This is a genomic window from Rhizobium sp. BR 250 (assembly GCF_047445855.1).
Taxonomy (GTDB): domain Bacteria; phylum Pseudomonadota; class Alphaproteobacteria; order Rhizobiales; family Rhizobiaceae; genus Agrobacterium; species Agrobacterium tumefaciens_I.
Genome location: NZ_JARWKW010000001.1, coordinates 549,958 through 571,071 on the forward strand (window position 1 = coordinate 549,958; position 21,114 = coordinate 571,071).

Consider the following 21,114-nt stretch of genomic DNA (forward strand, 5'->3'; position numbering starts at 1 on the left):
ATTTCCGGCTCCGCCTGAAGCCTGAGTGCTTATTCAGCGGCTTCCAGAACAGCGCCATCATCCATGGCCCTGTAGGTATATTGGTCGATCCGCTTTTCGATTTCCGGACGGAAATTGCGGATCAGCGCCTGTACCGGCCATGCGGCGGCATCGCCGAGCGCACAGATGGTATGGCCTTCGATCTGCTTCGTCACTTCGAACAGCATGTCGATTTCACGCTTCTGCGCATTGCCCTTGACCATGCGCTCCAGCACGCGCCACATCCAGCCCGTGCCTTCGCGGCACGGCGTGCACTGGCCGCAGCTTTCGTGCTTGAAGAAGGCTGCGATGCGGGCAATCGCCTTGATGACGTCGGTGGACTTGTCCATGACGATCATGCCGCCGGTGCCGAACGAAGACTTCACTTCGCGCATGCCGTCGAAATCCATGATGGCGTCCTTCATGTCCTCACCGCGAACGATGGGGCAGGATGCGCCGCCGGGGATGACGCCGAGCAGATTGTCCCAGCCGCCGCGAATGCCACCGCAATGGTGTTCGATCAGCTCGCGGAAGGACAGGCCCAGCGCATCTTCGAAGGTGCACGGACGCTCGACGTGGCCGGAGACCATGAACAGTTTGGTGCCGACATTGTTCGGACGGCCAATGGACGAGAACCAGGCAGCGCCACGGCGCAGGATGGTCGGTGCAACGGCGATCGATTCAACGTTGTTGACGGTCGTCGGGCAGCCGTAAAGACCCATATTGGCCGGGAACGGCGGTTTAAGGCGCGGCTGGCCCTTCTTGCCTTCAAGGCTTTCGAGCAGAGCAGTCTCTTCGCCGCAGATATAGGCACCCGCGCCGTGATGGACGTAGATGTCGAAATCCCAGCCATTCTTGTTGTTCTTGCCGAGCAGGCCGGCATCGTAACATTCGTCGATGGCCGCCTGAAGCGCTTCACGCTCGCGCATATATTCGCCGCGAACATAGATATAGGCCGTATGCGCACCCATGGCGAAACCGGCGATCACGCAGCCTTCGATCAGCGTATGCGGATCGTTGCGCAGGATTTCGCGGTCCTTGCAGGTGCCGGGCTCGGATTCGTCGGCATTGACGACGAGATAATGCGGGCGGCCGTCATTTTCCTTCGGCATGAAGGACCATTTCAGACCCGTCGGGAAGCCAGCGCCGCCGCGACCGCGAAGGCCGGAGGCCTTCATCTCGTTGATGATCCAGTCACGGCCCTTTTCGATGATCTGCTTGGTGCCATCCCAGTGGCCGCGCGCTCTCACGCCCTTCAGGGACTTGTCCTTGAGGCCGTAGAGATTGGTAAAGATGCGATCCTGATCTTTTAACATGCTTCACCTCTTACCGCGGCTTCTTGCCGAAGACCCTGATATACTCGGCTTCGCCACCCTTGGCGAGCGCCTCGGCCTGCTTGATCCACTCGTCGCGTTCGATGCGGCCCTTGAAATTCAGATAACCGTCAACCCAGTCGCATTCGGGCTTCTTCCAGCCGGCGATCTGCGCATAGGTGAAAATGCCGAGCTCGTTGAGCGTGCCCTCGATCTTCGGACCGACGCCGGAAATGAGCTTCAGGTCATCGGGCGTTGCCGGCTTTTCGATGCCGGCCGGACGATCCTTGGAATCGAGCGACGGCTTCGCAGAACTCGAAGCTTCCTTTTCGGCGGCCTTCACATTGGCTTCCGCAGCCTTCGGCTCATTGGCCGGCGTCTTCAGCTTCGGATCGGTTTCCGGAGCGTCCGTCTTCGGCTTTGCCGCATTGGACGGCGGAACCGGAGCGGCATCCGCAGCCACTTCGGCCGGCTTGTCGAGATTGGAGCGATCCGGCTTGATCTCTTCCGTCAGCGTCGTCAGGCCACCGACCGGGACCGACTCGTGACGGTCGATCTGCGGACCGGTCTTGACGGTGTCGCCCTTGCCTGCCTCGAACGTGTCGATGATCTCTTCCAGACGCTCGGGCGTCAGATCCTCATAGGCATCCTTGAAGATGATGACCATCGGCGCGTTGACGCAGGCGCCCTGACATTCCACTTCTTCCCAGGAGAGCGTGCCGCTCTCATTGGTGTGCAGTGGATCATGGTGGATCTTCTTGCGGCAGACATCCATCAGCGCTTCCGAGCCGCGCAGCATGCACGGCGTGGTGCCACAGACCTGGACGTGGGCGCGTGTGCCGACCGGCTTCAGCTGGAACTGGGTATAGAAGGTCGCCACTTCCATCACGCGGATATAGGCCATATCCAGCATGTCCGCGACTTTTTCAATGGCGGCGCGGGTAACCCAGCCGTCCTGCTCCTGCGCACGCATGAGCAGCGGGATGACAGCCGATTGCTGGCGTCCCTCGGGATATTTCTTGATCGTCTTTTCCGCCCATGCGGTGTTTTCCGCATTGAAGGCAAATGCCACGGGCTGGAACTGATCTTCGGCTAGTCGACGAACGGACATACTTCCTCACGCCTTTTCAGTTTAACGTCTCACAACGCGATCTCGCCACCGTGACGAATTCGCAGGCGTAAGCCGCCTTGTCTTTCTGCATGAACACGATGAACTTGCTGCCATTGGGAACCGAGGCCTTGATCTCGTATCCCAGGGACAGAAGCTGCTTGATGGTCGAAGAGCCGCCGCTCGACAGCGATACGCCGCCCTCATCCGTCGCCGTCTGGGCGAAAACGGGGGCAGACATCGCAGCAAGAAAAGCCGGAATGGCCAGCGGCAGACGCATCAGCGGTCGACCTCCCCGAACACGATGTCGAGAGAGCCGAGCACGGCTGTAACGTCGGCAAGCTGATGGCCCTTGCACAGGAAATCCATGGCCTGCAGATGCGCATAACCCGGCGCGCGGATCTTGCAGCGGTAGGGCTTGTTGGAACCGTCCGCGACCACGTAGACGCCGAATTCGCCCTTCGGCGCTTCGACGGCGGCGTAAACTTCGCCGGCCGGAACGTGGTAACCTTCGGTATAAAGCTTGAAGTGGTGGATCAGCGCTTCCATCGAACGCTTCATCTCGCCACGCTTGGGCGGAACTACCTTGCCATCCAGCGAGGAGACCGGGCCGATGCGATGCTTGCCGGACAGAAGATCGACGCACTGCTTCATGATCTTTACGGATTCGCGCATTTCCTGCATACGGATCAGGTAACGGTCGTAGCAATCGCCGTTCTTGCCGACGGGAATGTCGAATTCCAGATCGGAATAGCATTCATAGGGCTGCGAACGACGCAGATCCCAGGCAGCGCCGGAACCGCGCACCATCACGCCCGTGAAACCCCAGGCAAACGCATCTTCCAGCGACACGACGCCGATATCGACGTTACGCTGCTTGTAGATGCGGTTGTCGGTCAGAAGACCTTCGATATTGTCGAGAACGGTGAGGAACGGATCGCACCACTTGCCGATATCGTCCACCAGTTCCGGCGGCAGATCCTGATGCACGCCGCCCGGACGAACATAAGCCGAGTGCATGCGGGCGCCACAGGCGCGCTCATAAAACACCATCAGCTTTTCGCGCTCTTCGAAACCCCAGACCGGTGGCGTCATGGCGCCAACGTCCATGGCCTGCGTCGTGACGTTCATGATGTGCGACAGGATACGGCCGATTTCCGAATAAAGAACGCGGATCAGCTGGCCACGCATCGGGATTTCAAGGCCCAGCAGCTTTTCGACGGCGAGCGCGAAAGCATGTTCCTGGTTCATCGGCGCGACATAGTCGAGACGGTCGAAGTAAGGAACGGCCTGCAGATAGGTCTTGGTCTCGATCAGCTTTTCGGTACCGCGATGCAGGAGACCGATATGCGGGTCGACGCGCTCGACGATTTCGCCGTCCAGTTCCAGAACCAGACGCAGCACGCCGTGCGCGGACGGATGTTCCGGACCGAAGTTGATCGTGAAATTGCGGACGTTATGCTCAGTCATTCTAGTGCTCCGCCGAGGTGATCATGGCGATGAATTCGGGGCCGGTCATGTTCTGCGTGGTTTCTGCGAAGGAATAGCTCGAAGGCTTTTCATCCGTGAAAATCTGCGACGCGAACTTGAAGCTGGAAGGGTTGTCGAAAGCCTGCAGCGAAACGGCAAAATGCTTGCCATCCTTGGAACGCCAGACCAGCGTGCTGCCGCAGTTCTTGCAGAAGCAACGCTCACCCCATTCCGACGAGGAATAAACGCCAAGGCTTTCCTCGTTCTCGAAGGTGATACCAGTGCATTCAACAGCCATGAAAGCACCGCCGGACCAGCGGCGGCACATGGAGCAATGGCAAACGCCGAATTCGCGGGCGCCGATCGTGGCCGTGAAGCCAACGGCGCCGCAAAGACATTGTGCATGCTCTGTCGCGGGGGCTTCGCTCATTGCTTGGCCTTTTCATCGCCCGGGAGAACATATTCAGTCCCTTCCCAGGGGGAAAGGAAATCGAAGTTGCGGAATTCCTGCTTCAGTTCGACCGGTTCATAAAGAACCCGTTTCAGAACGTCATCGTAACGCACTTCCACAAAGCCGGTAACCGGAAAATCCTTGCGCAGCGGATGGCCTTCGAAACCATAGTCCGTGAGGATGCGGCGCAGGTCCTTGTGGCCCTCGAAAGGAATGCCATACATGTCCCATGCTTCGCGCTCGAACCATTCCGCGCCCATGTAAACGGAGGTCGCCGAAGGAACGCCCTCGTCCTCTTCCACCTGCAGCTTGACGCGCACGCGCAGGTTCTGGCGCGGCGACAGCAGGTGGTAGACGACGTCAAAGCGCTTTTCGCGCTGCGGCCAGTCGACGCCGCAAATATCGATGATGTTGACGAAACCGCACTGTACGTCGTCCCGCAGGAAGGTCAAAAGCGCGATGACGTTTTCCGGCGTCGTGTTCAGCGTCAGCTCGCCATAGGCGATATCGGCCGACACCACGAGAGAACCGCGCGCTTCCTTAACGTAAGCAGCAAGATCGTTGAGAGCTTCGCTCATTCCTAAATCCGTCCTTTGCCCTTAGCGCTCGATCGTACCGGTACGCCGGATCTTCTTCTGCAGCAGAAGTACGCCGTAAAGCAGCGCCTCCGCCGTGGGGGGACAGCCCGGAACGTAGATATCCACCGGCACGACGCGGTCGCAGCCGCGCACGACAGCGTAGGAATAATGGTAATACCCACCACCGTTGGCGCAGGAGCCCATGGAGATGACGTAACGCGGCTCGGGCATCTGGTCATAGACCTTGCGCAGAGCGGGCGCCATCTTGTTGGTCAGCGTGCCGGCAACGATCATCACGTCAGACTGTCGCGGTGAGGCGCGCGGGGCGACACCGAAGCGCTCCATGTCGTAACGGGGACCGGACGCCTGCATCAGGCCTTCAACGGCGCAGCAGGCGAGACCGAACTGCATCCACATCAGCGAGCCGGTGCGCGCCCAGGTGATCAGCTCGTCGGTGGAGGTGACGAGAAAGCCCTTGTCGGCCAGCTCGTCATTGATTTCCGTGAAGTAGGCGTCGTTGCTGCCAACCGGCTTGCCGGTCGAGGGATCGATGATGCCCTTCGGCTGCGGCGCAACGAGCGTGGTGTTGTTCTGGCTCATGCCCATTCCAGCGCTCCCTTCTTCCACTCATAGATAAAGCCGATGGTGAGAACGATGAGGAACACCATCATCGACCAGAAACCGAACCAGCCCATCTCGCCGAAAGACACCGCCCAGGGAAACAGGAAGGCGACTTCCAGATCGAAGATGATGAACAGGATCGATACCAGATAAAAGCGGATATCGAACTTCATGCGGGCATCGTCGAAGGCGTTGAAACCGCACTCGAAAGCGGAGAGCTTTTCCGGGTCCGGCGCCTTATAGGCGACAGCAAAAGGCGCAATGAGAAGCGCCAGGCCGATGACAAGAGCGATACCGATGAAGATTGCGATCGGAATATAGGAACTGAGGAGTTCAGTCATGGTCTCTTCCCTGCCCGGCCAGGTGCCGGACCTGCCTTTGCGACCCAAGGTCTCAAAGAGCGCACAAATATGTTGCAACGCCAAAGTGGTTAGCGCAGCCGCGCCCTCTCTGCAAGAGTTTAGGCTCCATTTCAAGACACCTGCCGCATTGATTGGCAACAATATTGCCGGAATTGACGCAAATTTGGGCCACAATTCCGGCCTAAGCCCCTCAAATACAATAATAATCGATTGAAGGACGCAACCGCAAAAAAGTCACACGAATTTTACGTCGAAATGGCAGCGAAGTGACGGTTTTTGGAAATCGAAACCTGACTAAAAAAAGCAGGAAAAATCGCGCATAAAAACGCTGGAATCAGCCACCGGAAATGCCAATACCAGAGCGCGTACAGGACACGTCTGTTTCACTTTTGAGGAGACATTTCGGAAGAGAGAAATGGCGCGAGTGACGGGGCTCGAACCCGCGACCTCCGGCGTGACAGGCCGGCACTCTAACCGACTGAGCTACACCCGCGCACCACAGACATTCATCTGTGTTTTCCGAGGAACAGGATGGCGCGAGTGACGGGGCTCGAACCCGCGACCTCCGGCGTGACAGGCCGGCACTCTAACCGACTGAGCTACACCCGCATCTCCTGACGACAGGACCTTGTCCCGCCGCTCGAACCAGCCTCGGCCGTTCGATGAGCGGCTAACTACGGCGTTCGTGCGGGGGTGTCAAGCAGGTTTCACGACAAAAGAATAAGCTTCTTCATTTTGATCGGGAAAAACCGGAGGGCCTTTGACCGCCATTGCGGCAAACGCCCTATTTTGCGGGCTTTTCCCAACGAAAACAAAAAACTTGTCCACAGCCACCGGCTTCCGCGACGGGATTTCCACATGGCCGTCAAGGCGCCATCGTATCGTGTTTCGACCAAAAACCCCGCAGTTCCCGGCTTTTTGCCGACAACCTCCAGCGGAGAAAAAAGCGGCCCGGAAAAAAAACAAAAAAACTTCACAAAAGCCCTTGCGGTTTTTTTCCGATCCGAATACATCACGGCCACCGACGCGGCGGACATGATCCGCAGGACGCGAAGGGCGATTAGCTCAGTTGGTAGAGCGCCTCGTTTACACCGAGGATGTCGGGAGTTCGAGTCTCTCATCGCCCACCATTTTCCCGAATTCCTTAAATCAGATCTTATCGCGCCGGATATTTCTTCCGCATGCTGTGTTCTGTCCGGAATTTACATCGGCAATCAGACATCCCTGCCCCGCCACTCGTCTTCGAAGCACAGGATTTGCGCTCCGAACCGGAGGAATCGTTTTTTCCGGCCCGTTTCTATTTCAAATTGACACTTCTGTTCCAGATTCCAACAGTTCCGTCGAATCTCTGTGTCACTCCGTAACATACCGAAAAATAAGCAAATTCAGACTTTTTAAAGAGATTTCAGGCATTGTTTCCATACCGTTTCATGATGAACGGTTGAACTGATGGATGAAACCATGTCGATCGACGCGTTTGTAACACTCGCGCTTATTGCGCTGCCTATTTATATTTTTTTTCGCTGGGTCCAGCAGGATTCGGAAAAATCAGATACTCCCAAAAGCAGGAATTCCATGGGGCGCTGACCCGCACAAGATCCCAGGCATTTGCACGGACAGCCCTCGAACAATCCCCCCGACAATCCGACACAGAAGCGCCAAAACCGATTCTAGCGGCTTTGGCCCACTGATGGCGCAAAATCGGTGATCCCTCCCCCGGGAAACTCCTCGCCACAAAAAAGCCGGGCACAGCCCGGCTTTTCTATTTGCGATACAATCGAGCGATCAGTTGATCGCCTTCAGATTGACGGTGAAGAACAGCGTCTCGCCGGAAGAATCGTCAACGCCGTCATTGTCGGTCACGGCATAGGCGGTTCCTGCCTTGTCGAAGGTGAAGCCTTCCAGCTTGTCGACGACATAACCATTGGTCTGGGCCTTGAGGTCGGGCAGGAAATCATGCGCTTCCTGCTTGGCCACCAGCGGCAGCTCGCCGCCGATCTTGCCCGGCTTCAGGTCGGCGATAGCGACGCGGTAGAGCTTCTTGAGCTTGGCCTTGTCGCCGATCTGGTTGTCGCGTTCGACGATATAGACATATTCGCCCTGCGCAGTGATTTCAGACAGACCAACCCAGCCTGCTTCGGTCTTGTCGAGCGGGTAACGCACGGCGCCCCACTCCTTGGACTTCGGATTGTAGGAGACGAGCTTGACGAAGCCCTTCTCATCCGTGCCCCATTCGCGCTGCACGGCCATCCACAGCGTGGCGTCATCGCCCTTACCGATCATGGTCACGCCTTCGAAACCGAAACGGGTGTCGCCGGAAAGCAGTTCCTTCGGCAGTGCGATCTCAGCCTTGATCTCGCCCTTGGCATTGACGTTGTAAAGCGCGTGCGGAACGAGCTTGGCACTGTCGCCTTCCGACGCCAGCCAGAAGCCACCCTTGCCGTCGAGCGTGATACCTTCGATGTCGAGTTTCTGGGCAGCGATACCGTCACGCTTCACCCGCAATACGCTGGTGATGGTGGCGGGCTTCTTCGTGGCGTCGATGGTGTAGATCGACGGCTGGTTGCCATAGACCGAGTCGGAAACGGCATAGAGGATGCCGGGCTTTTCGGCGTCACCAACCAGGCCGGAGAGCGCACCCCAGCCGATCGGCGCGCCGTCGACGGTGGCGGAAACGAGCTGCGGATAGGCCGGCTGGCCTTCGGCGCGCTCATAGAGCATGACATGCGAGCGGACGCCGCCGTCTTCGATCAGATCCACCTCATTGGCGGTGGCGAGAAGGTTGCGCGACGGGATGGCAACCGCACCTTCCGGGGAAACGCCCGAAGGCAGGAGCTGCGTCAGCTGCGGCTCTGCGCCGGTATCCTTGTAGACGGCAACGACGGAGGCGCGCTCGGCAAGGACGAAGAAATACTTCTGGCCATCGAAGGTCGCGGCCTCAAGACCTTCCGGCTCGATACCCTTGGCCTTGGAACGCTTTTCCGGATAGTGGCCGATGGCGGCAACGGCGTGCTCGAGCGAAGCACCCGATTCGTAGACGAGCTTGCCCGTCTTGTCGAAGATGGTGAAGCCGCGCGAACCGCCCTGCCAGTCGCCCTCATTGGCGACGACGATGCGGTCATTATCCAGCCACTTCACCGCATCCGGCTCGCGCTTGCGGCCTTCCTGCTTGTCGGTGAACTTCAGCTGGCCGTCGGTCTTGGTGTCGATGCCTTCCAGATTGACGGTGCCGGCGGAGAAATGCGTCTTCACCGTGCCGGTTTTTCCGTCGAGAATGACGATGTGGTTGTTTTCCTGCAGCGTCAGCGCGATCTCGCCATTGGCGTTGATCGAGACGAATTCCGGCTCCGGATCTTCCGGGGAGATTTCGGCAAGGCCGGTCAGCTCGATCTTCTTCAGCGTTGCGCAATCGGCAACACCGTCCTTCAGGCCGACAGTGACCAGGTAACCGGCAGGCATCTGCGGCAATGCGCCTTCGTTCACTTCTTCATCGCGCTCATTTTCGATGGCGATGGCGGCAAAGGTCTTGTCCGGGGAAATGGCGACGGAATCGGGCTGACCGCCGAGATCGCAGCTCGTGTCGATCTTCTTGGTGGCGATATCGACCGTCACCAGCTTGCCGGAGGGCTTGGCGCGGTTTTCGGACGTGTTGACACCGGCCAGAACCTTTGCGCCGATGGCGGCAACGGAGGTAGGCTCGCCCTGCAGCAGCAATGCGCCGCCGGCCTTGGGAGCCTTTGCGTCCGTAATGTCGATGAAGCCGATGCCGCCGAGGGGGCTGTCCGAATAGATCAGCGTCTTGCCGTCTTCGCTGGCGGTGATGATTTCAGCCGAGGTGACGGATTTGGCGTCCTTGTCGGCGGGAAGGTTCTTCGCCACCGGGAAAGACGCGATGCGGTTGAAAACCGGCTCGGCAGCGGCCGGGAAGGCAGCGGATGCGAGCAGTGCCGCGGTCAAAGCCATTTGAGAAAATCGGAACGCCATTTTAATCCCCCTTGGGTCCAGAAATACCCCAAGGCTTCTGCGTCAAAGACATGACAGTGGCATGACATTTCATTGCAGGAATCAAAAAGCCCGGCCGTAAAGGCCGGGCTTTCGTGTTTCTGCGCACATTCCGCGTTTCGAAACGCCGTGTGTCCGGATGGAAAGCTACACAGGCGCAGGCGCCGAGACCTTCAATCCATACCATACCGGATGAAACCGGGCCGCCCGAAAGAGCTTTCGAAGGCCGCCCCTTTATGCCGGTTGATGGCATGAGCGCGTCACAACATGCTTCCTCGTGAACCTGAAAAGCCGCCCGCCCGCCGCCGGGCGTTGCGGCTTTCCGGAAAACTTACGAGTTAACGGCGTCCTTCAGGCCCTTGCCTGCGGAAAACTTCGGTACGTTGCGAGCCGGAATATCGACTTCAGCACCCGTGGAAGGGTTACGACCCTTGGAGGCTTCACGACGGCTGACGGAGAAGCTGCCGAAGCCAGCGAGACGGATGTCGCCACCGCTCTTCAGTTCGTTCTGTACGGTTTCGAATACGGCATCAACAGCGGAAGCAGCATCTGCCTTCGTGAGACCAGCCTTTTCGGCAACAGCAGAGACGAGCTCGTTCTTGTTCATGTTTCCACCCCTTTCAATGGTTTGAAACGACTAGGAATTAAGCCGGCGCAGAATACGTTTGCATCCGCGCACAGCAACTCAAAAGCGCTGGAATCGCCTGAAAAACAAGGGGTCTGCGATTTTTTTCACAAAAAAGGCCGACATTTCTGCCGGCCTTCCACATATTCGTGCCAATTTGGCATCAGTTGCGCGGAGCGGAGCACCGCGCGCGCCCTCTGACACCTAACGCATTGATTCTATGCATTGCCCGTCGCGAAAGGCGATTCCCGCCCTCGCGACGATGCCATCCATCAATGCGCGATCGTCTGGCTGCCGTCGTCGACGCCTTCGACCGTTGCGATCACCGGCGTCTCGATGCTGCCGTCCCACTCGATGGGCTCCGGCGTGCGGATGAGGGCGTGCCTGATGACCTCGCCCATGCGCGAAACCGGGATGATCTCCATCTCGTTCTTCACATTGTCCGGAATCTCCGCCAGATCCTTGGCGTTTTCTTCCGGAATCAGCACCTTCTTGATGCCGCCGCGCAGAGCCGCAAGCAGCTTTTCCTTCAGGCCGCCGATCGGCAGCACGCGACCGCGCAGCGTGATCTCGCCCGTCATCGCCACGTCCTTCGAGACCGGAATACCGGTCATGATGGAGACGATGGCGGTGGCCATGGCAACACCGGCAGACGGACCGTCCTTCGGGGTTGCCCCTTCCGGAACGTGGACGTGGATGTCGCTCTTGTCGAAGCGCGGCGGTTCGATGCCGAAGTCCACGGCGCGCGAACGGACATAGGATGCCGCCGCCGAAATGGATTCCTTCATCACTTCCTTGAGGTTGCCGGTGACCGTCATGCGGCCCTTGCCCGGCATCATCACGCCTTCGATGGTGAGCAGCTCACCGCCGACTTCCGTCCAGGCCAGACCCGTGACGACACCGACCTGATCCTCGCGCTCGGCCTCGCCGTGGCGGAACCGCGGAACGCCCAGATAATCCGGAACGTTGGCAGCGGTGACTTCCACGGACTTGACCTTGCCCTTGATGATCTCGGTGACAGCCTTGCGCGCCAGCTTCATCAGCTCGCGCTCGAAGCTGCGCACGCCCGCCTCGCGGGTGTACTGCTGGATCACGACCATCAAAGCTTCATCCGTAACCGAGAACTCTTCCGGACGCAGGGCATGTTCCTTGATCGCCTTCGGCAACAGGTGACGCTTGGCGATTTCGCGCTTTTCGTCTTCCGTGTAACCGGCGATGCGGATCACTTCCATACGGTCCATCAGAGGACCCGGAATGTTCAGCGTGTTGGCCGTGGTCACGAACATCACGTCCGACAGATCGTATTCCACTTCAAGGTAGTGATCCATGAAGGTGGAGTTCTGTTCCGGATCGAGCACCTCAAGCAGAGCAGACGACGGATCGCCACGGAAATCCATGCCCATTTTGTCGATTTCGTCGAGCAGGAAGAGCGGGTTCGCCTTCTTGGCCTTCTTCATCGACTGGACGATCTTGCCCGGCATGGAGCCGATATAGGTGCGGCGGTGACCGCGGATTTCCGCCTCGTCACGAACGCCACCAAGCGCCATGCGCACATATTCGCGGCCGGTCGCCTTGGCGATCGACTTGGCGAGCGAGGTCTTGCCGACGCCGGGAGGACCGACGAGGCACAGGATGGGTCCGCGGATCTTCGAAGCGCGCGCCTGTACGGCGAGATATTCGACGATGCGTTCCTTGACCTTGTCGAGACCGAAATGATCCTGGTCGAGGATTGTCTCGGCAGCATTGAGATCGGTCTTGATCTTCGACTTCTTGCCCCAGGGCAGGCCCAGCAGCCAGTCCAGATAGTTGCGCACGACGGTCGCTTCCGCGGACATCGGGCTCATCTGGCGAAGCTTTTTCATTTCCGCCTCGGCCTTTTCCTTGGCCTCCTTGGAAAGCTTGGTCTTGGCGATGCGCTCTTCCAGCTCGGCCATCTCGTCACGGCCGTCCTCGCCGTCGCCGAGCTCCTTCTGGATCGCCTTCATCTGCTCGTTCAGGTAATATTCGCGCTGGGTCTTCTCCATCTGGCGCTTGACGCGCGAGCGGATGCGCTTTTCGACCTGCAGCACGGAAATTTCGCCTTCCATGAAGCCGAGGGCCTTTTCAAGCCGCTGCTTCACGCTGACGGTTTCCAGCATTTCCTGCTTTTCAGTGATCTTGATCGACAGGTGCGAAGCAACCGTATCGGCCAGCTTCGAATAATCGTCGATCTGACCGGCAGCGCCGACAACCTCGGGCGAAATCTTCTTGTTGAGCTTCACATAGCTCTCGAATTCGGACACGACCGAACGCGACAGCGCCTCGATCTCGACCGGATCTTCGGCGGGTTCCTGCAACGGCGTCGCGGAGGCTTCGTAGAAATCCTCGCGGCCGGTATAGCTGTCGATCTGGGCGCGACCCTTGCCTTCCACCAGCACCTTCACGGTGCCGTCGGGAAGCTTCAGAAGCTGCAGGACGTTGGCGACCGTGCCGACCTTGTGGATGGCCTCCGGGGTCGGGTCGTCATCGCTGGCGTTGATCTGGGTGACAAGCATGATCTGCTTGTCCGAGCCCATGACTTCCTCGAGCGCACGAATGGATTTTTCCCGCCCGACGAACAGGGGAACGATCATATGCGGGAAAACGACAATGTCGCGCAGGGGAAGTACCGGGTAGGTACCGCCAGATGCCGCAGACGTGATGTTCGTCATATCATTTCCTTTCCTGGTCCCTTTCGGGACACTTTGCCGGACAGCTTGGGGCATCCGGCACATTCATTTCTCGAGACTGAAAGTGGAGTTTCGAAACGCCGATTTCAAGTCGCCGGAACAGACAGTCTCGCGCAGCGGCAAGACCGTGAAATTCAACAAAACCCAGCGCCGGCTCATACTCCCGACATTTCCGGTTATCCCTGAGGACATGGGAACCGGGTCGCCGACGGGAATTCACATTTCCGTCATATCGCGCTGCAAATCAGTTGTAAGACTTTATCAGCAAAGCGCAATCCGCTCCAAACGCAAAATCGGGCTTCGCCAAGTTAGGCGCAAGTTTCATGCGCCGCAGACAACGGAAAAGGCCCGCATGAATGCGGGCCTTCTGATTTCATTACAGTACCGGACCAGCCGATCAGGCCGAAACGTTGGTCTTTTCTTCCTGACGATCCGCATAGATGTAGAGCGGACGCGCGACGCCACTGACGACATCGTTGGAGATAACAACTTCACGTACACCTTCCAGGGTCGGCAGTTCGAACATGGTATCCAGCAGGATCTTTTCCATGATCGAGCGCAGGCCGCGGGCGCCGGTCTTGCGGGTGATCGCCTTGCGGGCAATCTCGCGCAGCGCGTCCTCGTGGAAGGTCAGCTCCACGTCTTCCATCTCGAACAGGCGCTGATACTGCTTGACCAGCGCGTTCTTCGGCTCGGACAGGATCTGGATCAGCGCATCCTCGTCGAGGTCTTCCAGCGTCGCCAGAACGGGCAGACGGCCGATGAATTCCGGGATGAGGCCGAACTTCACCAGGTCTTCCGGCTCCAGCTCGCGCAGCACTTCGCCCACACGGCGATCGTCTTCCGCCTTGACGGTCGCACCGAAGCCGATCGAGGTTTTTTCACCACGGGCCGAGATGATCTTGTCGAGGCCGGCAAAGGCGCCACCGCAGATGAACAGGATGTTGGTCGTATCCACCTGCAGGAATTCCTGCTGCGGATGCTTGCGGCCGCCCTGCGGCGGAACGGAAGCGACCGTGCCTTCCATGATCTTCAGAAGCGCCTGCTGAACGCCCTCGCCCGACACGTCACGCGTGATGGACGGGTTATCCGACTTGCGGGAAATCTTGTCGACTTCATCGATATAGACGATACCGCGCTGGGCGCGCTCGACATTGTAATCCGCAGCCTGAAGCAGCTTCAGGATGATGTTTTCCACGTCCTCACCGACATAGCCGGCTTCGGTCAGCGTCGTTGCATCCGCCATGGTGAAGGGAACGTCGATGATACGGGCGAGCGTCTGGGCAAGATAGGTCTTGCCGCAACCCGTCGGACCGACGAGCATGATGTTCGACTTCGCCAGCTCGACATCGCCGTTCTTGGAGGCGTGCGCGAGGCGCTTGTAGAGGTTGTGAACGGCCACCGACAGGATCTTCTTCGCCTGCTTCTGACCGATGACATATTCGTCGAGGATCTTGATGATGTCCTGCGGGGTGGGAACACCCTCACGCGACTTCACCATCGACGTCTTGTTCTCCTCGCGGATGATGTCCATGCACAATTCGACGCATTCATCGCAGATGAATACCGTCGGTCCGGCAATGAGTTTCCGGACTTCGTGCTGGCTCTTGCCGCAGAATGAACAATAGAGTGTATTCTTAGAGTCGCCGCCGTTGCTGCCGCTGACTTTGCTCATATCTCTTTCCTTCCAGCACGCCGCAGGTCCGCCAAACGGATCGCGGTCAACTTACCGCCCGCAGATACGGCCCGCCTTGGGGTGCATTGCCGTATCCGCCTCGTTTCCCGGGGTACTAGCCGTATCAGATACAGGAGCTGACAACCGGCTGCAACGAATTCCCCACAAACCAAAGGCCACGTCATAAAAACTCAACATAGCCTTTATATATACTAATATCGCTTTCTGTTGCGGTTGAAAGCCCCGAAATTACTTTTGCGGGGTCAAACAAACGTCAGAAAGCGGCGCGCCTCAATTCGCGGCGGCGCCCTCGATTTCCTGGCGCGAGGTCAGGATCTTGTCGATCACGCCCCAGTCCTTCGCCTCGTCTGCATCCATGAAGTGGTCGCGATCAAGGGTTTTTTCAACCTCTTCGAGCGTGCGGCCGGTGTGCTTCACGTAGACTTCATTGAGGCGGCGCTTCATCTTGATGATGTCGCGGGCGTGACGCTCGATATCCGATGCCTGGCCCTGGAAACCGCCGGAAGGCTGGTGCACCATGATGCGGGCGTTCGGGGTTGCGAAACGCATTCCTTTCTCACCGGCAGCCAGAAGCAGCGAGCCCATGGATGCGGCCTGGCCGACGCAGAGCGTCGAAACGGCAGGGCGAATGAACTGCATCGTATCGTAGATCGCCATACCGGCGGTCACGACGCCACCCGGCGAATTGATGTAGAGCGCGATTTCCTTCTTCGGGTTTTCAGCCTCGAGGAAAAGGAGCTGCGCGCAGACGAGCGACGCCATCTGGTCTTCCACCGGGCCGGTGAGGAAAATGATGCGTTCCTTGAGAAGACGGGAAAATATGTCGTAGGAGCGTTCGCCGCGATTGGTCTGCTCAACGACCATCGGCACCAGAGCCATGGCGGTATCAACTGGATTTTTCATGTCCGTCCTTTGTCAAACTCTGCCCTTCGCGGAAAACCGCTCCGGAATCACTTCTAACCTTCATACTCCCTACATAGAGTGTCCCTGCCCCGCACTTCAAGACACGAAGCCGCATATCCTTAACGGCTCAACAGCGTTTGCAGGCCGTTGGGGCCCGGCCTGGCAGGGGTTTCGAACCGGACGGGGCCGGCCGCCCCCCTTTCACCCGCCGCCACCAATTTTTTACTATGGCTGGCGACGGAGGTAAAAATTGCTTGCCATGCACAGATATAACTTCTCACCGGCAAGAACTCGTTAGGTATTTGCTGCTGATACTGCCCAGCGAATTTCCGGTTCCCATCAGGGAATGGGCCCTTCCGGGCAAAATGGCAGCTCAACAATTCCAGCGGGCATAACGCACCTCGTGCGAAAGGGCCCGCTTTTTACCGCATTATGGCGCAGATAGGATTTTGCAATGCTGGATGCAAAGACGAGCACGCTACTATGGGCGGCGGAGACGTTCACCCTGGCCGTGCTTTTGGGAATGCTGTGGCTGCACCGCCCTTCCCGCTGGCATAATCTCTATTTCGCCACCGGTTTCCTCGCCACAGGCTTCGGCACCGTCATGGTGGCGCTTCGCGGGGATATTCCCAGCTTTCTGTCCATTCAGGTCGGCAATACGCTGGCACTTTCCGCCTTCGGCTTCTGGCTCGCGGGCCTCTTGTGCTTCGAGCAGCGTAAGCTCGGCGGCTGGATCGCCATTCCGGCCCTGTTGTGGATCGCCGGAATGTTCGTGCCTTCAGTGCGTGAAGACATGGTTGCTCGCATCCTGCTTTATCATGCCAGCGCGGCCACGGGTTATTTCATGCTCGCCGGCGTGCTTTTCGCCAGCAGGGCGCGCGCATCACGCAGCCGAAAGGTACTGGCCACGATCCTAATCCTGCAGGCTTTTGCCGGAGCGATCGTCGCCTCCATCGTCATCCCGGCCAATGCCGCGGTTCCCAATGCCATTCCCATGACATCGGCGCTCTCCATTTCCGGCATGCTCGGCTTTACGGCCATCATCATGATCAGCGCGAAGATCATCATGGAGGATACGGAGATTCGTCTCCACCGGCTCGCCATGACCGATCATCTGACCGGCGTCCTCAACCGGCGTGGCCTGCTGGAGGAGTTCGAACGCATCAAGAAGCGCTCACACGGCTCCGACCGCTACGTGGCGCTGGTTCTCTTCGATATCGACCATTTCAAGAAGATCAATGACAGATACGGGCATCAGTCCGGCGATGCCGTACTCGTGCATTTCTGCAATATCGCACAACGCATGATCGGCGATCGCGGCCTTTTCGTCCGGATGGGCGGCGAGGAATTCGCGCTGGTGGCTGAAGTCGAGAGCCCTTCCAGCACCGTGACACTTGCGGAGTCCATCCGTAGCAATCTGCGCCTTTCGAAGATCACCGCCCGCAACGAAGCCATCAAGGTGACAACCAGCGTCGGCATATCCGAAGCCCTGATCAAGGATGCCGAGCTGAGCGTGATGATGACCGAGGCCGACCGTGCGCTTTATGCCGCCAAGAAGGCCGGGCGCAACCGGACTGTCATCCACGTGAACTCCGCCAATGTCGTCGTGCCCGCCCCGGACCGGGACGAAAGCCCGATGGACAACAATGCCGACCGGCAGGTCGCGGCGCTGAACCGGATTTCGGCCATCGCCGGCCGGTGACGATGTAACCATACGGTGACAGTCGGGAGGCACCCAAGAGGCATTCCCGCCCTTTCCAAAGCGCCGCGCGCAGAATAGACCTTGGGCATGACAACGACATTTCCCTTTCTCAAAATCGACCCCACGACCCGCCGCGTTTCGCTCGATGCCCGCGATCCGGCCTTCTATAACGATCCGAATCCGGTCTATGCCGCCCTGCATGCGCAATGTCCGACCTTTTATTGGGAAGAGCAGCGGCAATGGTTCTTCACCGGCTATGACCATGTCAGCGCGCTTCTGCGCGACCGCCGCTTCGGCCGGCAGATCCTGCATGTGGCGAGCCGCGAAGAGATCGGCCTGCCCCAGCCGCTCGAGCATGTAAGACATTTCGACCTGGCAGAGCAGCATTCGCTTCTGGAGCTGGAGCCGCCGGAACACACGCGGCTGCGCACCCTCATCAACCGCGCCTTCGTTTCGCGGCATGTCGACAAGATGAAGCCGGAAATCGAGGATCTCGCCAACCGCCTGATCGACGCCTTCGAACGGAACGGCGAGACGGAACTGCTCTCCTCCTATGCCGACATCATTCCGGTGACGATGATTGCCCGCATGATTGGCATTCCCGAGGAGATGGGGCCGCAGCTTCTGAAATGGTCACATGCCTATGTCGGCATGTACATGTTCAAGCGCACCGCCGAGGACGAGCTTCTGGCCGACAGGGCCGCACGGGAATTTTCAGACTATGTGCGCAGCGTGATCGCCGAGCGGCGGGCCGAGCCGAAGGACGACCTGCTGAGCCACATGATCCACACCGAGCACAAGGGGCAATATCTGACCGATGACGAGCTGGTCTCCACCACCATCGTGCTCCTGAATGCCGGGCACGAGGCGACCGTGCACCAGATCGGCAATTCCGTGCGCATCATTCTCGAAAGCGGCATCGCCCCCGAAACCCTGTTCAACGACGAGATGGCCACGGAACGCACGGTGGAGGAAACGCTGCGCATTTGCGCACCCGTCCACATCTTCCAGCGCTGGGTTCTGGAACCGGTCGAAATCGACGGCGTGCAATTCAAGCGTGGCGACAAGGTCAGCCTCATTCTGGCCGCCGCCAACCTCGATCCGGCGAAGTTTACCGATCCGCTGGCCTTCCAGCCGGACCGCAATGAAGGTGCCAATGTCTCTTTCGGCGCCGGCATCCATTTCTGCATCGGCGCGCCGCTTGCAAGGCTGGAGCTCAATCTCGCCCTGCCCCTGCTTTTCAAGCGCCTGCCGGGCTTGAAGATTGCCGAGCCGCCCAAGGTGAAGGACGTCTATCACTTCCATGGTCTGGAGCGGCTCGATCTCAGTTGGTAATCAAGGGGCGAAGCGCCCTTAGATCTGCGCCAATCCGCCGTCCACGGAGAGTTCCACACCCGTTATGTAGCTGGCCTTGGAAGAGGCCAGAAACAGCACTGCCTCGGCAATTTCGTCGGGGTCGGCCATACGGCCGATCGGCGCGGCATCCTTCAGATAGGCCTTGAAACCGGCGATCTTTTCATCGTCCATCTTCAGGCCATTTTCCATGATCGGCGTGCGGGTGACACCCGGGCTGACCGTATTGACGCGGATTCCGCGCCCCTTCAGGTCATTGGCAAAGCTGCGAGCGAATGATCGGACCGCCGCTTTCGAGGCATTGTAAGCGCTCAGTCTTTCCATGCCCTTGTTGCCGACGATCGAACCCGTCAATACGATCGAACCGCCGTCGCGCAGCACGGGCAACAGCGTCTGCACCGTGTAGAATACGCCCTTCACGTTGATATCGAAAATCCGGTCGTAAAGTGCCTCGTGGGTCTCGCCAAGATCGTTATTCTCCGCGATGCCGGCATTGGCGACCAGCACATCCACTTTCCGCCCGTCTGCCTCTATGCGGCTCTTGAGCTGCTCGAGGTCCGAGAGCTTCGCAACGTCAGAAACGAAGCCGATTGCCCCCTTCCCGAGTTTGGCGATGGCGGCATCGAGATTGGCCGAATTGCGGCCCGTCACATAGACCGCAGACGCCCCACCTTCCAGAAACAATTTGGCGACTGAAAAGCCGATGCCGGTCGATCCGCCCGTGACGACGACCACTTGCCCGCTGAATATTCCAGACATTGCAAACTCCATATCTAAATTTCCGAATAACCGTAATTCTGTATTTCGGTTTTATTGAAATATTGAAGCCTGTCAATCCATATGCTAGAGCCGATCCATGGTTCAGTTTTTTCATCCCGCTCGCGAGGACATATCGCTCACGGCCGTGCTGGCTGCCCTCGGCGAACCCGCACGAATGGGCATCATCCGCAAATTATGGGGGTCCGAGTCCGGGCAAAATTGCGGCGCGGCAGCGCCCTGTCAGGATATGCCGCGCTCAACCCTTTCCAGCCATATGCGAATCCTGCGCGAGGCCGGATTGATCCGCACCCATAAACAGGGCGTCGAAAATATCAGCGTCGTCCGTCTCGAGGATATGGAAGCCCGCTTTCCCGGGCTCCTGCCATCGATTCTTGAATTCGATGGGCAACAGCAGCTTTAAGCCGTCCTCCGGCCTCAAAGCCGGATGACGTAGTCCTTGCGCGTGGTTTCCACGACTTCCCAGGTACCGGTAAAGCCCGGGCGCAGGACCACGCGATCACCCGGCCTCAGATCACGCGGTGTGCCGCCGTCTTCGGTCAGGATGGAATGGCCTTCGAGAATGCTGAAATACTCCCACTCATCATAGACCACCCGCCATTTGCCGGGCGTGGACTGCCAGATGCCGGCATAGATGCCGCCGGGAGCCTCTTCGAGATTCCATGTCGTGAATCTGGGATCACCGGATATCAGCCTTTCCGGCGCGGGCGCGCCATGCTCCACTTCGGTGACATCATCAAAAGACAGAAAATTCGTCATGGCATCCCGGTCCGTCAAATGTGGTTGGTACCATAGCTTTGCGCGATTGTGAGTGCGCCGTCAAACATCTTCAACCACAACAACAACTTAAAATTGATTGCTGATCCAGCCACGATGAATACTTGCTCGTTTCTTTCGGAAAGGCGCGACTTACTCGATCTTGGTCCAGCCAAAAACCAGCCACTTGTATCTCGACTTCTTGTCGGGTTCGGCGGTGTAGGTCATCTGCATATCGCCGTCCTTCGCATAGATATCGAGCCTCGGCGCCGTATCCAGCTTGAGCCATAACGAGCTCTTGTTGAACGACCATGTTCCGCACCAGACGCAAGCGGACGGCGGATCACCGGCTTGATGGAAATTGTAGCGTCCGTCAGCCGTGATCTCCAGATAATCGAAGGCGGAATAAAAAGTCGTCACCGTTTCCTGGAACAGTGTCGCATCCGTTTCCTGCTGGGCGGTCGGCTCGGTCTTCATATCCCGCGGCGAGCGGCTGGTCGCACCGGTGAGCTTCCATTTTCCGACAAAATCCTGCTGCGTCGGGAAATATTCCGCCTCGGCCTGTGCCTTCTGGACCGGAGCAACGCCCGGTACATCGGCCATGACTGCAATTACGAACGCAAGGAAAAAGCTGACGATTCGAAGCAGTCCGGTTCGGTTTTCCATCTGAC

General features: G+C 58.5%; 20 protein-coding genes and 3 tRNA genes. 4 read left to right on the plus strand and 19 right to left on the minus strand.

Annotation, left to right across the window (positions count from 1 at the left end; translation table 11 throughout):
- Positions 1 to 29: 29 nt before the first annotated feature.
- The 11 genes from nuoF to QD336_RS02765 all read right to left on the minus strand — a co-directional run bounded on the left by nuoF (position 30) and on the right by QD336_RS02765 (position 6,934).
- Entirely contained in the window at positions 30 to 1,334 is a 1,305-nt protein-coding gene (gene nuoF, locus QD336_RS02715; protein WP_020012329.1) for an NADH-quinone oxidoreductase subunit NuoF, read from the minus strand.
- 10 nt (positions 1,335 to 1,344) lie between these two features.
- Positions 1,345 to 2,442, minus strand: coding sequence for an NADH-quinone oxidoreductase subunit E (locus QD336_RS02720; RefSeq protein ID WP_499169199.1), 1,098 nt, complete (start codon positions 2,440 to 2,442; stop codon positions 1,345 to 1,347).
- A 16-nt stretch (positions 2,443 to 2,458) separates the two neighbouring features.
- The gene (locus QD336_RS02725) at positions 2,459 to 2,719 is read right to left on the minus strand and encodes a hypothetical protein (RefSeq protein ID WP_269343763.1); all 261 of its coding nucleotides are present in this window, start codon (positions 2,717 to 2,719) and stop codon (positions 2,459 to 2,461) included.
- Positions 2,719 to 3,909, minus strand: coding sequence for an NADH-quinone oxidoreductase subunit D (locus tag QD336_RS02730; protein WP_020012326.1), 1,191 nt, complete (start codon positions 3,907 to 3,909; stop codon positions 2,719 to 2,721). Before QD336_RS02730 ends, QD336_RS02725 begins: the two co-directional genes overlap by 1 nt.
- Position 3,910: 1 nt before the next feature.
- Positions 3,911 to 4,339, minus strand: a complete 429-nt coding sequence (locus QD336_RS02735; protein ID WP_269343764.1) for a GFA family protein — start codon at positions 4,337 to 4,339, stop codon at positions 3,911 to 3,913.
- On the minus strand, positions 4,336 to 4,938 hold the full coding sequence (locus tag QD336_RS02740) for an NADH-quinone oxidoreductase subunit C (RefSeq protein WP_269343766.1): 603 nt from the start codon (positions 4,936 to 4,938) through the stop codon (positions 4,336 to 4,338). The genes QD336_RS02735 and QD336_RS02740 overlap by 4 nt, the downstream gene beginning before the upstream one ends.
- A 21-nt stretch (positions 4,939 to 4,959) precedes the next feature.
- Positions 4,960 to 5,544: a NuoB/complex I 20 kDa subunit family protein gene (locus QD336_RS02745; protein WP_003521524.1), complete on the minus strand. Its 585-nt coding sequence runs from the start codon at positions 5,542 to 5,544 to the stop codon at positions 4,960 to 4,962.
- Positions 5,535 to 5,900 (minus strand): NADH-quinone oxidoreductase subunit A, encoded by a 366-nt coding sequence (locus tag QD336_RS02750; protein WP_035259670.1) that lies wholly within the window; start codon positions 5,898 to 5,900, stop codon positions 5,535 to 5,537. Before QD336_RS02750 ends, QD336_RS02745 begins: the two co-directional genes overlap by 10 nt.
- Before the next feature lie 437 nt (positions 5,901 to 6,337).
- Positions 6,338 to 6,414 (minus strand) — tRNA-Asp (locus QD336_RS02755).
- 39 nt (positions 6,415 to 6,453) lie between these two features.
- Positions 6,454 to 6,530: transfer RNA gene (locus tag QD336_RS02760), tRNA-Asp, on the minus strand.
- 98 nt (positions 6,531 to 6,628) lie between these two features.
- Positions 6,629 to 6,934 (minus strand): hypothetical protein, encoded by a 306-nt coding sequence (locus tag QD336_RS02765; protein ID WP_499169202.1) that lies wholly within the window; start codon positions 6,932 to 6,934, stop codon positions 6,629 to 6,631.
- A gap of 41 nt (positions 6,935 to 6,975) precedes the next feature.
- On the opposite strand from QD336_RS02765, the gene QD336_RS02770 reads away from it, so the two are divergent.
- Positions 6,976 to 7,051, plus strand: a tRNA-Val gene (locus QD336_RS02770).
- Positions 7,052 to 7,706: 655 nt separating this feature from the next.
- On the opposite strand, the gene QD336_RS02775 is transcribed toward QD336_RS02770, so the two are convergent.
- The 5 genes from QD336_RS02775 to clpP form a co-directional block, all read right to left on the minus strand.
- Positions 7,707 to 9,905, minus strand: a complete 2,199-nt coding sequence (locus QD336_RS02775; RefSeq protein ID WP_499169204.1) for an esterase-like activity of phytase family protein — start codon at positions 9,903 to 9,905, stop codon at positions 7,707 to 7,709.
- Between the two features lie 349 nt (positions 9,906 to 10,254).
- Positions 10,255 to 10,530 carry a DNA-binding protein HupB gene (gene hupB, locus QD336_RS02780; RefSeq protein WP_003496481.1) on the minus strand — a complete coding sequence of 92 codons (276 nt, stop codon included), beginning with the start codon at positions 10,528 to 10,530 and terminating at the stop codon, positions 10,255 to 10,257.
- A 290-nt stretch (positions 10,531 to 10,820) separates the two neighbouring features.
- A complete protein-coding gene (lon, locus tag QD336_RS02785; protein WP_269343771.1) occupies positions 10,821 to 13,238 on the minus strand; it encodes an endopeptidase La in 2,418 nt (805 codons plus the stop codon).
- Between the two features lie 415 nt (positions 13,239 to 13,653).
- The gene (gene clpX / locus QD336_RS02790; RefSeq protein WP_499169206.1) at positions 13,654 to 14,931 is read right to left on the minus strand and encodes an ATP-dependent Clp protease ATP-binding subunit ClpX; all 1,278 of its coding nucleotides are present in this window, start codon (positions 14,929 to 14,931) and stop codon (positions 13,654 to 13,656) included.
- 291 nt (positions 14,932 to 15,222) lie between these two features.
- Positions 15,223 to 15,855 (minus strand): ATP-dependent Clp endopeptidase proteolytic subunit ClpP, encoded by a 633-nt coding sequence (gene clpP, locus QD336_RS02795; RefSeq protein WP_003521529.1) that lies wholly within the window; start codon positions 15,853 to 15,855, stop codon positions 15,223 to 15,225.
- A 454-nt stretch (positions 15,856 to 16,309) separates the two neighbouring features.
- On the opposite strand from clpP, the gene QD336_RS02800 reads away from it, so the two are divergent.
- Positions 16,310 to 17,557 carry a GGDEF domain-containing protein gene (locus QD336_RS02800; RefSeq protein WP_499169208.1) on the plus strand — a complete coding sequence of 416 codons (1,248 nt, stop codon included), beginning with the start codon at positions 16,310 to 16,312 and terminating at the stop codon, positions 17,555 to 17,557.
- 87 nt (positions 17,558 to 17,644) lie between these two features.
- Positions 17,645 to 18,892, plus strand: coding sequence for a cytochrome P450 (locus QD336_RS02805; RefSeq protein WP_499169209.1), 1,248 nt, complete (start codon positions 17,645 to 17,647; stop codon positions 18,890 to 18,892).
- A gap of 18 nt (positions 18,893 to 18,910) precedes the next feature.
- Here QD336_RS02805 and QD336_RS02810 read toward each other — a convergent pair whose 3' ends face one another.
- The gene (locus QD336_RS02810; RefSeq protein WP_269343777.1) at positions 18,911 to 19,681 is read right to left on the minus strand and encodes an SDR family NAD(P)-dependent oxidoreductase; all 771 of its coding nucleotides are present in this window, start codon (positions 19,679 to 19,681) and stop codon (positions 18,911 to 18,913) included.
- An 85-nt stretch (positions 19,682 to 19,766) separates the two neighbouring features.
- On the opposite strand from QD336_RS02810, the gene QD336_RS02815 reads away from it, so the two are divergent.
- Positions 19,767 to 20,090, plus strand: coding sequence for an ArsR/SmtB family transcription factor (locus tag QD336_RS02815; RefSeq protein ID WP_269343779.1), 324 nt, complete (start codon positions 19,767 to 19,769; stop codon positions 20,088 to 20,090).
- Between the two features lie 14 nt (positions 20,091 to 20,104).
- Here QD336_RS02815 and QD336_RS02820 read toward each other — a convergent pair whose 3' ends face one another.
- The gene (locus QD336_RS02820; protein WP_269343780.1) at positions 20,105 to 20,446 is read right to left on the minus strand and encodes a cupin domain-containing protein; all 342 of its coding nucleotides are present in this window, start codon (positions 20,444 to 20,446) and stop codon (positions 20,105 to 20,107) included.
- A gap of 150 nt (positions 20,447 to 20,596) precedes the next feature.
- A complete protein-coding gene (locus tag QD336_RS02825; RefSeq protein ID WP_499169211.1) occupies positions 20,597 to 21,109 on the minus strand; it encodes a hypothetical protein in 513 nt (170 codons plus the stop codon).
- Positions 21,110 to 21,114: the final 5 nt, after the last annotated feature.

Excerpts from the sequence above, each read along its gene's own strand:
- nuoF (WP_020012329.1), bottom strand. The coding sequence starts at position 1,334 with ATGTTAAAAGATCAGGATCGCATCTTTACCAATCTCTACGGCCTCAAG.
- QD336_RS02720 (WP_499169199.1), bottom strand. The coding sequence starts at position 2,442 with ATGTCCGTTCGTCGACTAGCCGAAGATCAGTTCCAGCCCGTGGCATTT.
- QD336_RS02725 (WP_269343763.1), bottom strand. The coding sequence starts at position 2,719 with ATGCGTCTGCCGCTGGCCATTCCGGCTTTTCTTGCTGCGATGTCTGCC.
- QD336_RS02730 (WP_020012326.1), bottom strand. The coding sequence starts at position 3,909 with ATGACTGAGCATAACGTCCGCAATTTCACGATCAACTTCGGTCCGGAA.
- QD336_RS02735 (WP_269343764.1), bottom strand. The coding sequence starts at position 4,339 with ATGAGCGAAGCCCCCGCGACAGAGCATGCACAATGTCTTTGCGGCGCC.
- QD336_RS02740 (WP_269343766.1), bottom strand. The coding sequence starts at position 4,938 with ATGAGCGAAGCTCTCAACGATCTTGCTGCTTACGTTAAGGAAGCGCGC.
- QD336_RS02745 (WP_003521524.1), bottom strand. The coding sequence starts at position 5,544 with ATGGGCATGAGCCAGAACAACACCACGCTCGTTGCGCCGCAGCCGAAG.
- QD336_RS02750 (WP_035259670.1), bottom strand. The coding sequence starts at position 5,900 with ATGACTGAACTCCTCAGTTCCTATATTCCGATCGCAATCTTCATCGGT.
- QD336_RS02765 (WP_499169202.1), bottom strand. The coding sequence starts at position 6,934 with ATGTATTCGGATCGGAAAAAAACCGCAAGGGCTTTTGTGAAGTTTTTT.
- QD336_RS02775 (WP_499169204.1), bottom strand. The coding sequence starts at position 9,905 with ATGGCGTTCCGATTTTCTCAAATGGCTTTGACCGCGGCACTGCTCGCA.
- hupB (WP_003496481.1), bottom strand. The coding sequence starts at position 10,530 with ATGAACAAGAACGAGCTCGTCTCTGCTGTTGCCGAAAAGGCTGGTCTC.
- lon (WP_269343771.1), bottom strand. The coding sequence starts at position 13,238 with ATGACGAACATCACGTCTGCGGCATCTGGCGGTACCTACCCGGTACTT.
- clpX (WP_499169206.1), bottom strand. The coding sequence starts at position 14,931 with ATGAGCAAAGTCAGCGGCAGCAACGGCGGCGACTCTAAGAATACACTC.
- clpP (WP_003521529.1), bottom strand. The coding sequence starts at position 15,855 with ATGAAAAATCCAGTTGATACCGCCATGGCTCTGGTGCCGATGGTCGTT.
- QD336_RS02800 (WP_499169208.1), top strand. The coding sequence starts at position 16,310 with ATGCTGGATGCAAAGACGAGCACGCTACTATGGGCGGCGGAGACGTTC.
- QD336_RS02805 (WP_499169209.1), top strand. The coding sequence starts at position 17,645 with ATGACAACGACATTTCCCTTTCTCAAAATCGACCCCACGACCCGCCGC.
- QD336_RS02810 (WP_269343777.1), bottom strand. The coding sequence starts at position 19,681 with ATGGAGTTTGCAATGTCTGGAATATTCAGCGGGCAAGTGGTCGTCGTC.
- QD336_RS02815 (WP_269343779.1), top strand. The coding sequence starts at position 19,767 with ATGGTTCAGTTTTTTCATCCCGCTCGCGAGGACATATCGCTCACGGCC.
- QD336_RS02820 (WP_269343780.1), bottom strand. The coding sequence starts at position 20,446 with ATGACGAATTTTCTGTCTTTTGATGATGTCACCGAAGTGGAGCATGGC.
- QD336_RS02825 (WP_499169211.1), bottom strand. The coding sequence starts at position 21,109 with ATGGAAAACCGAACCGGACTGCTTCGAATCGTCAGCTTTTTCCTTGCG.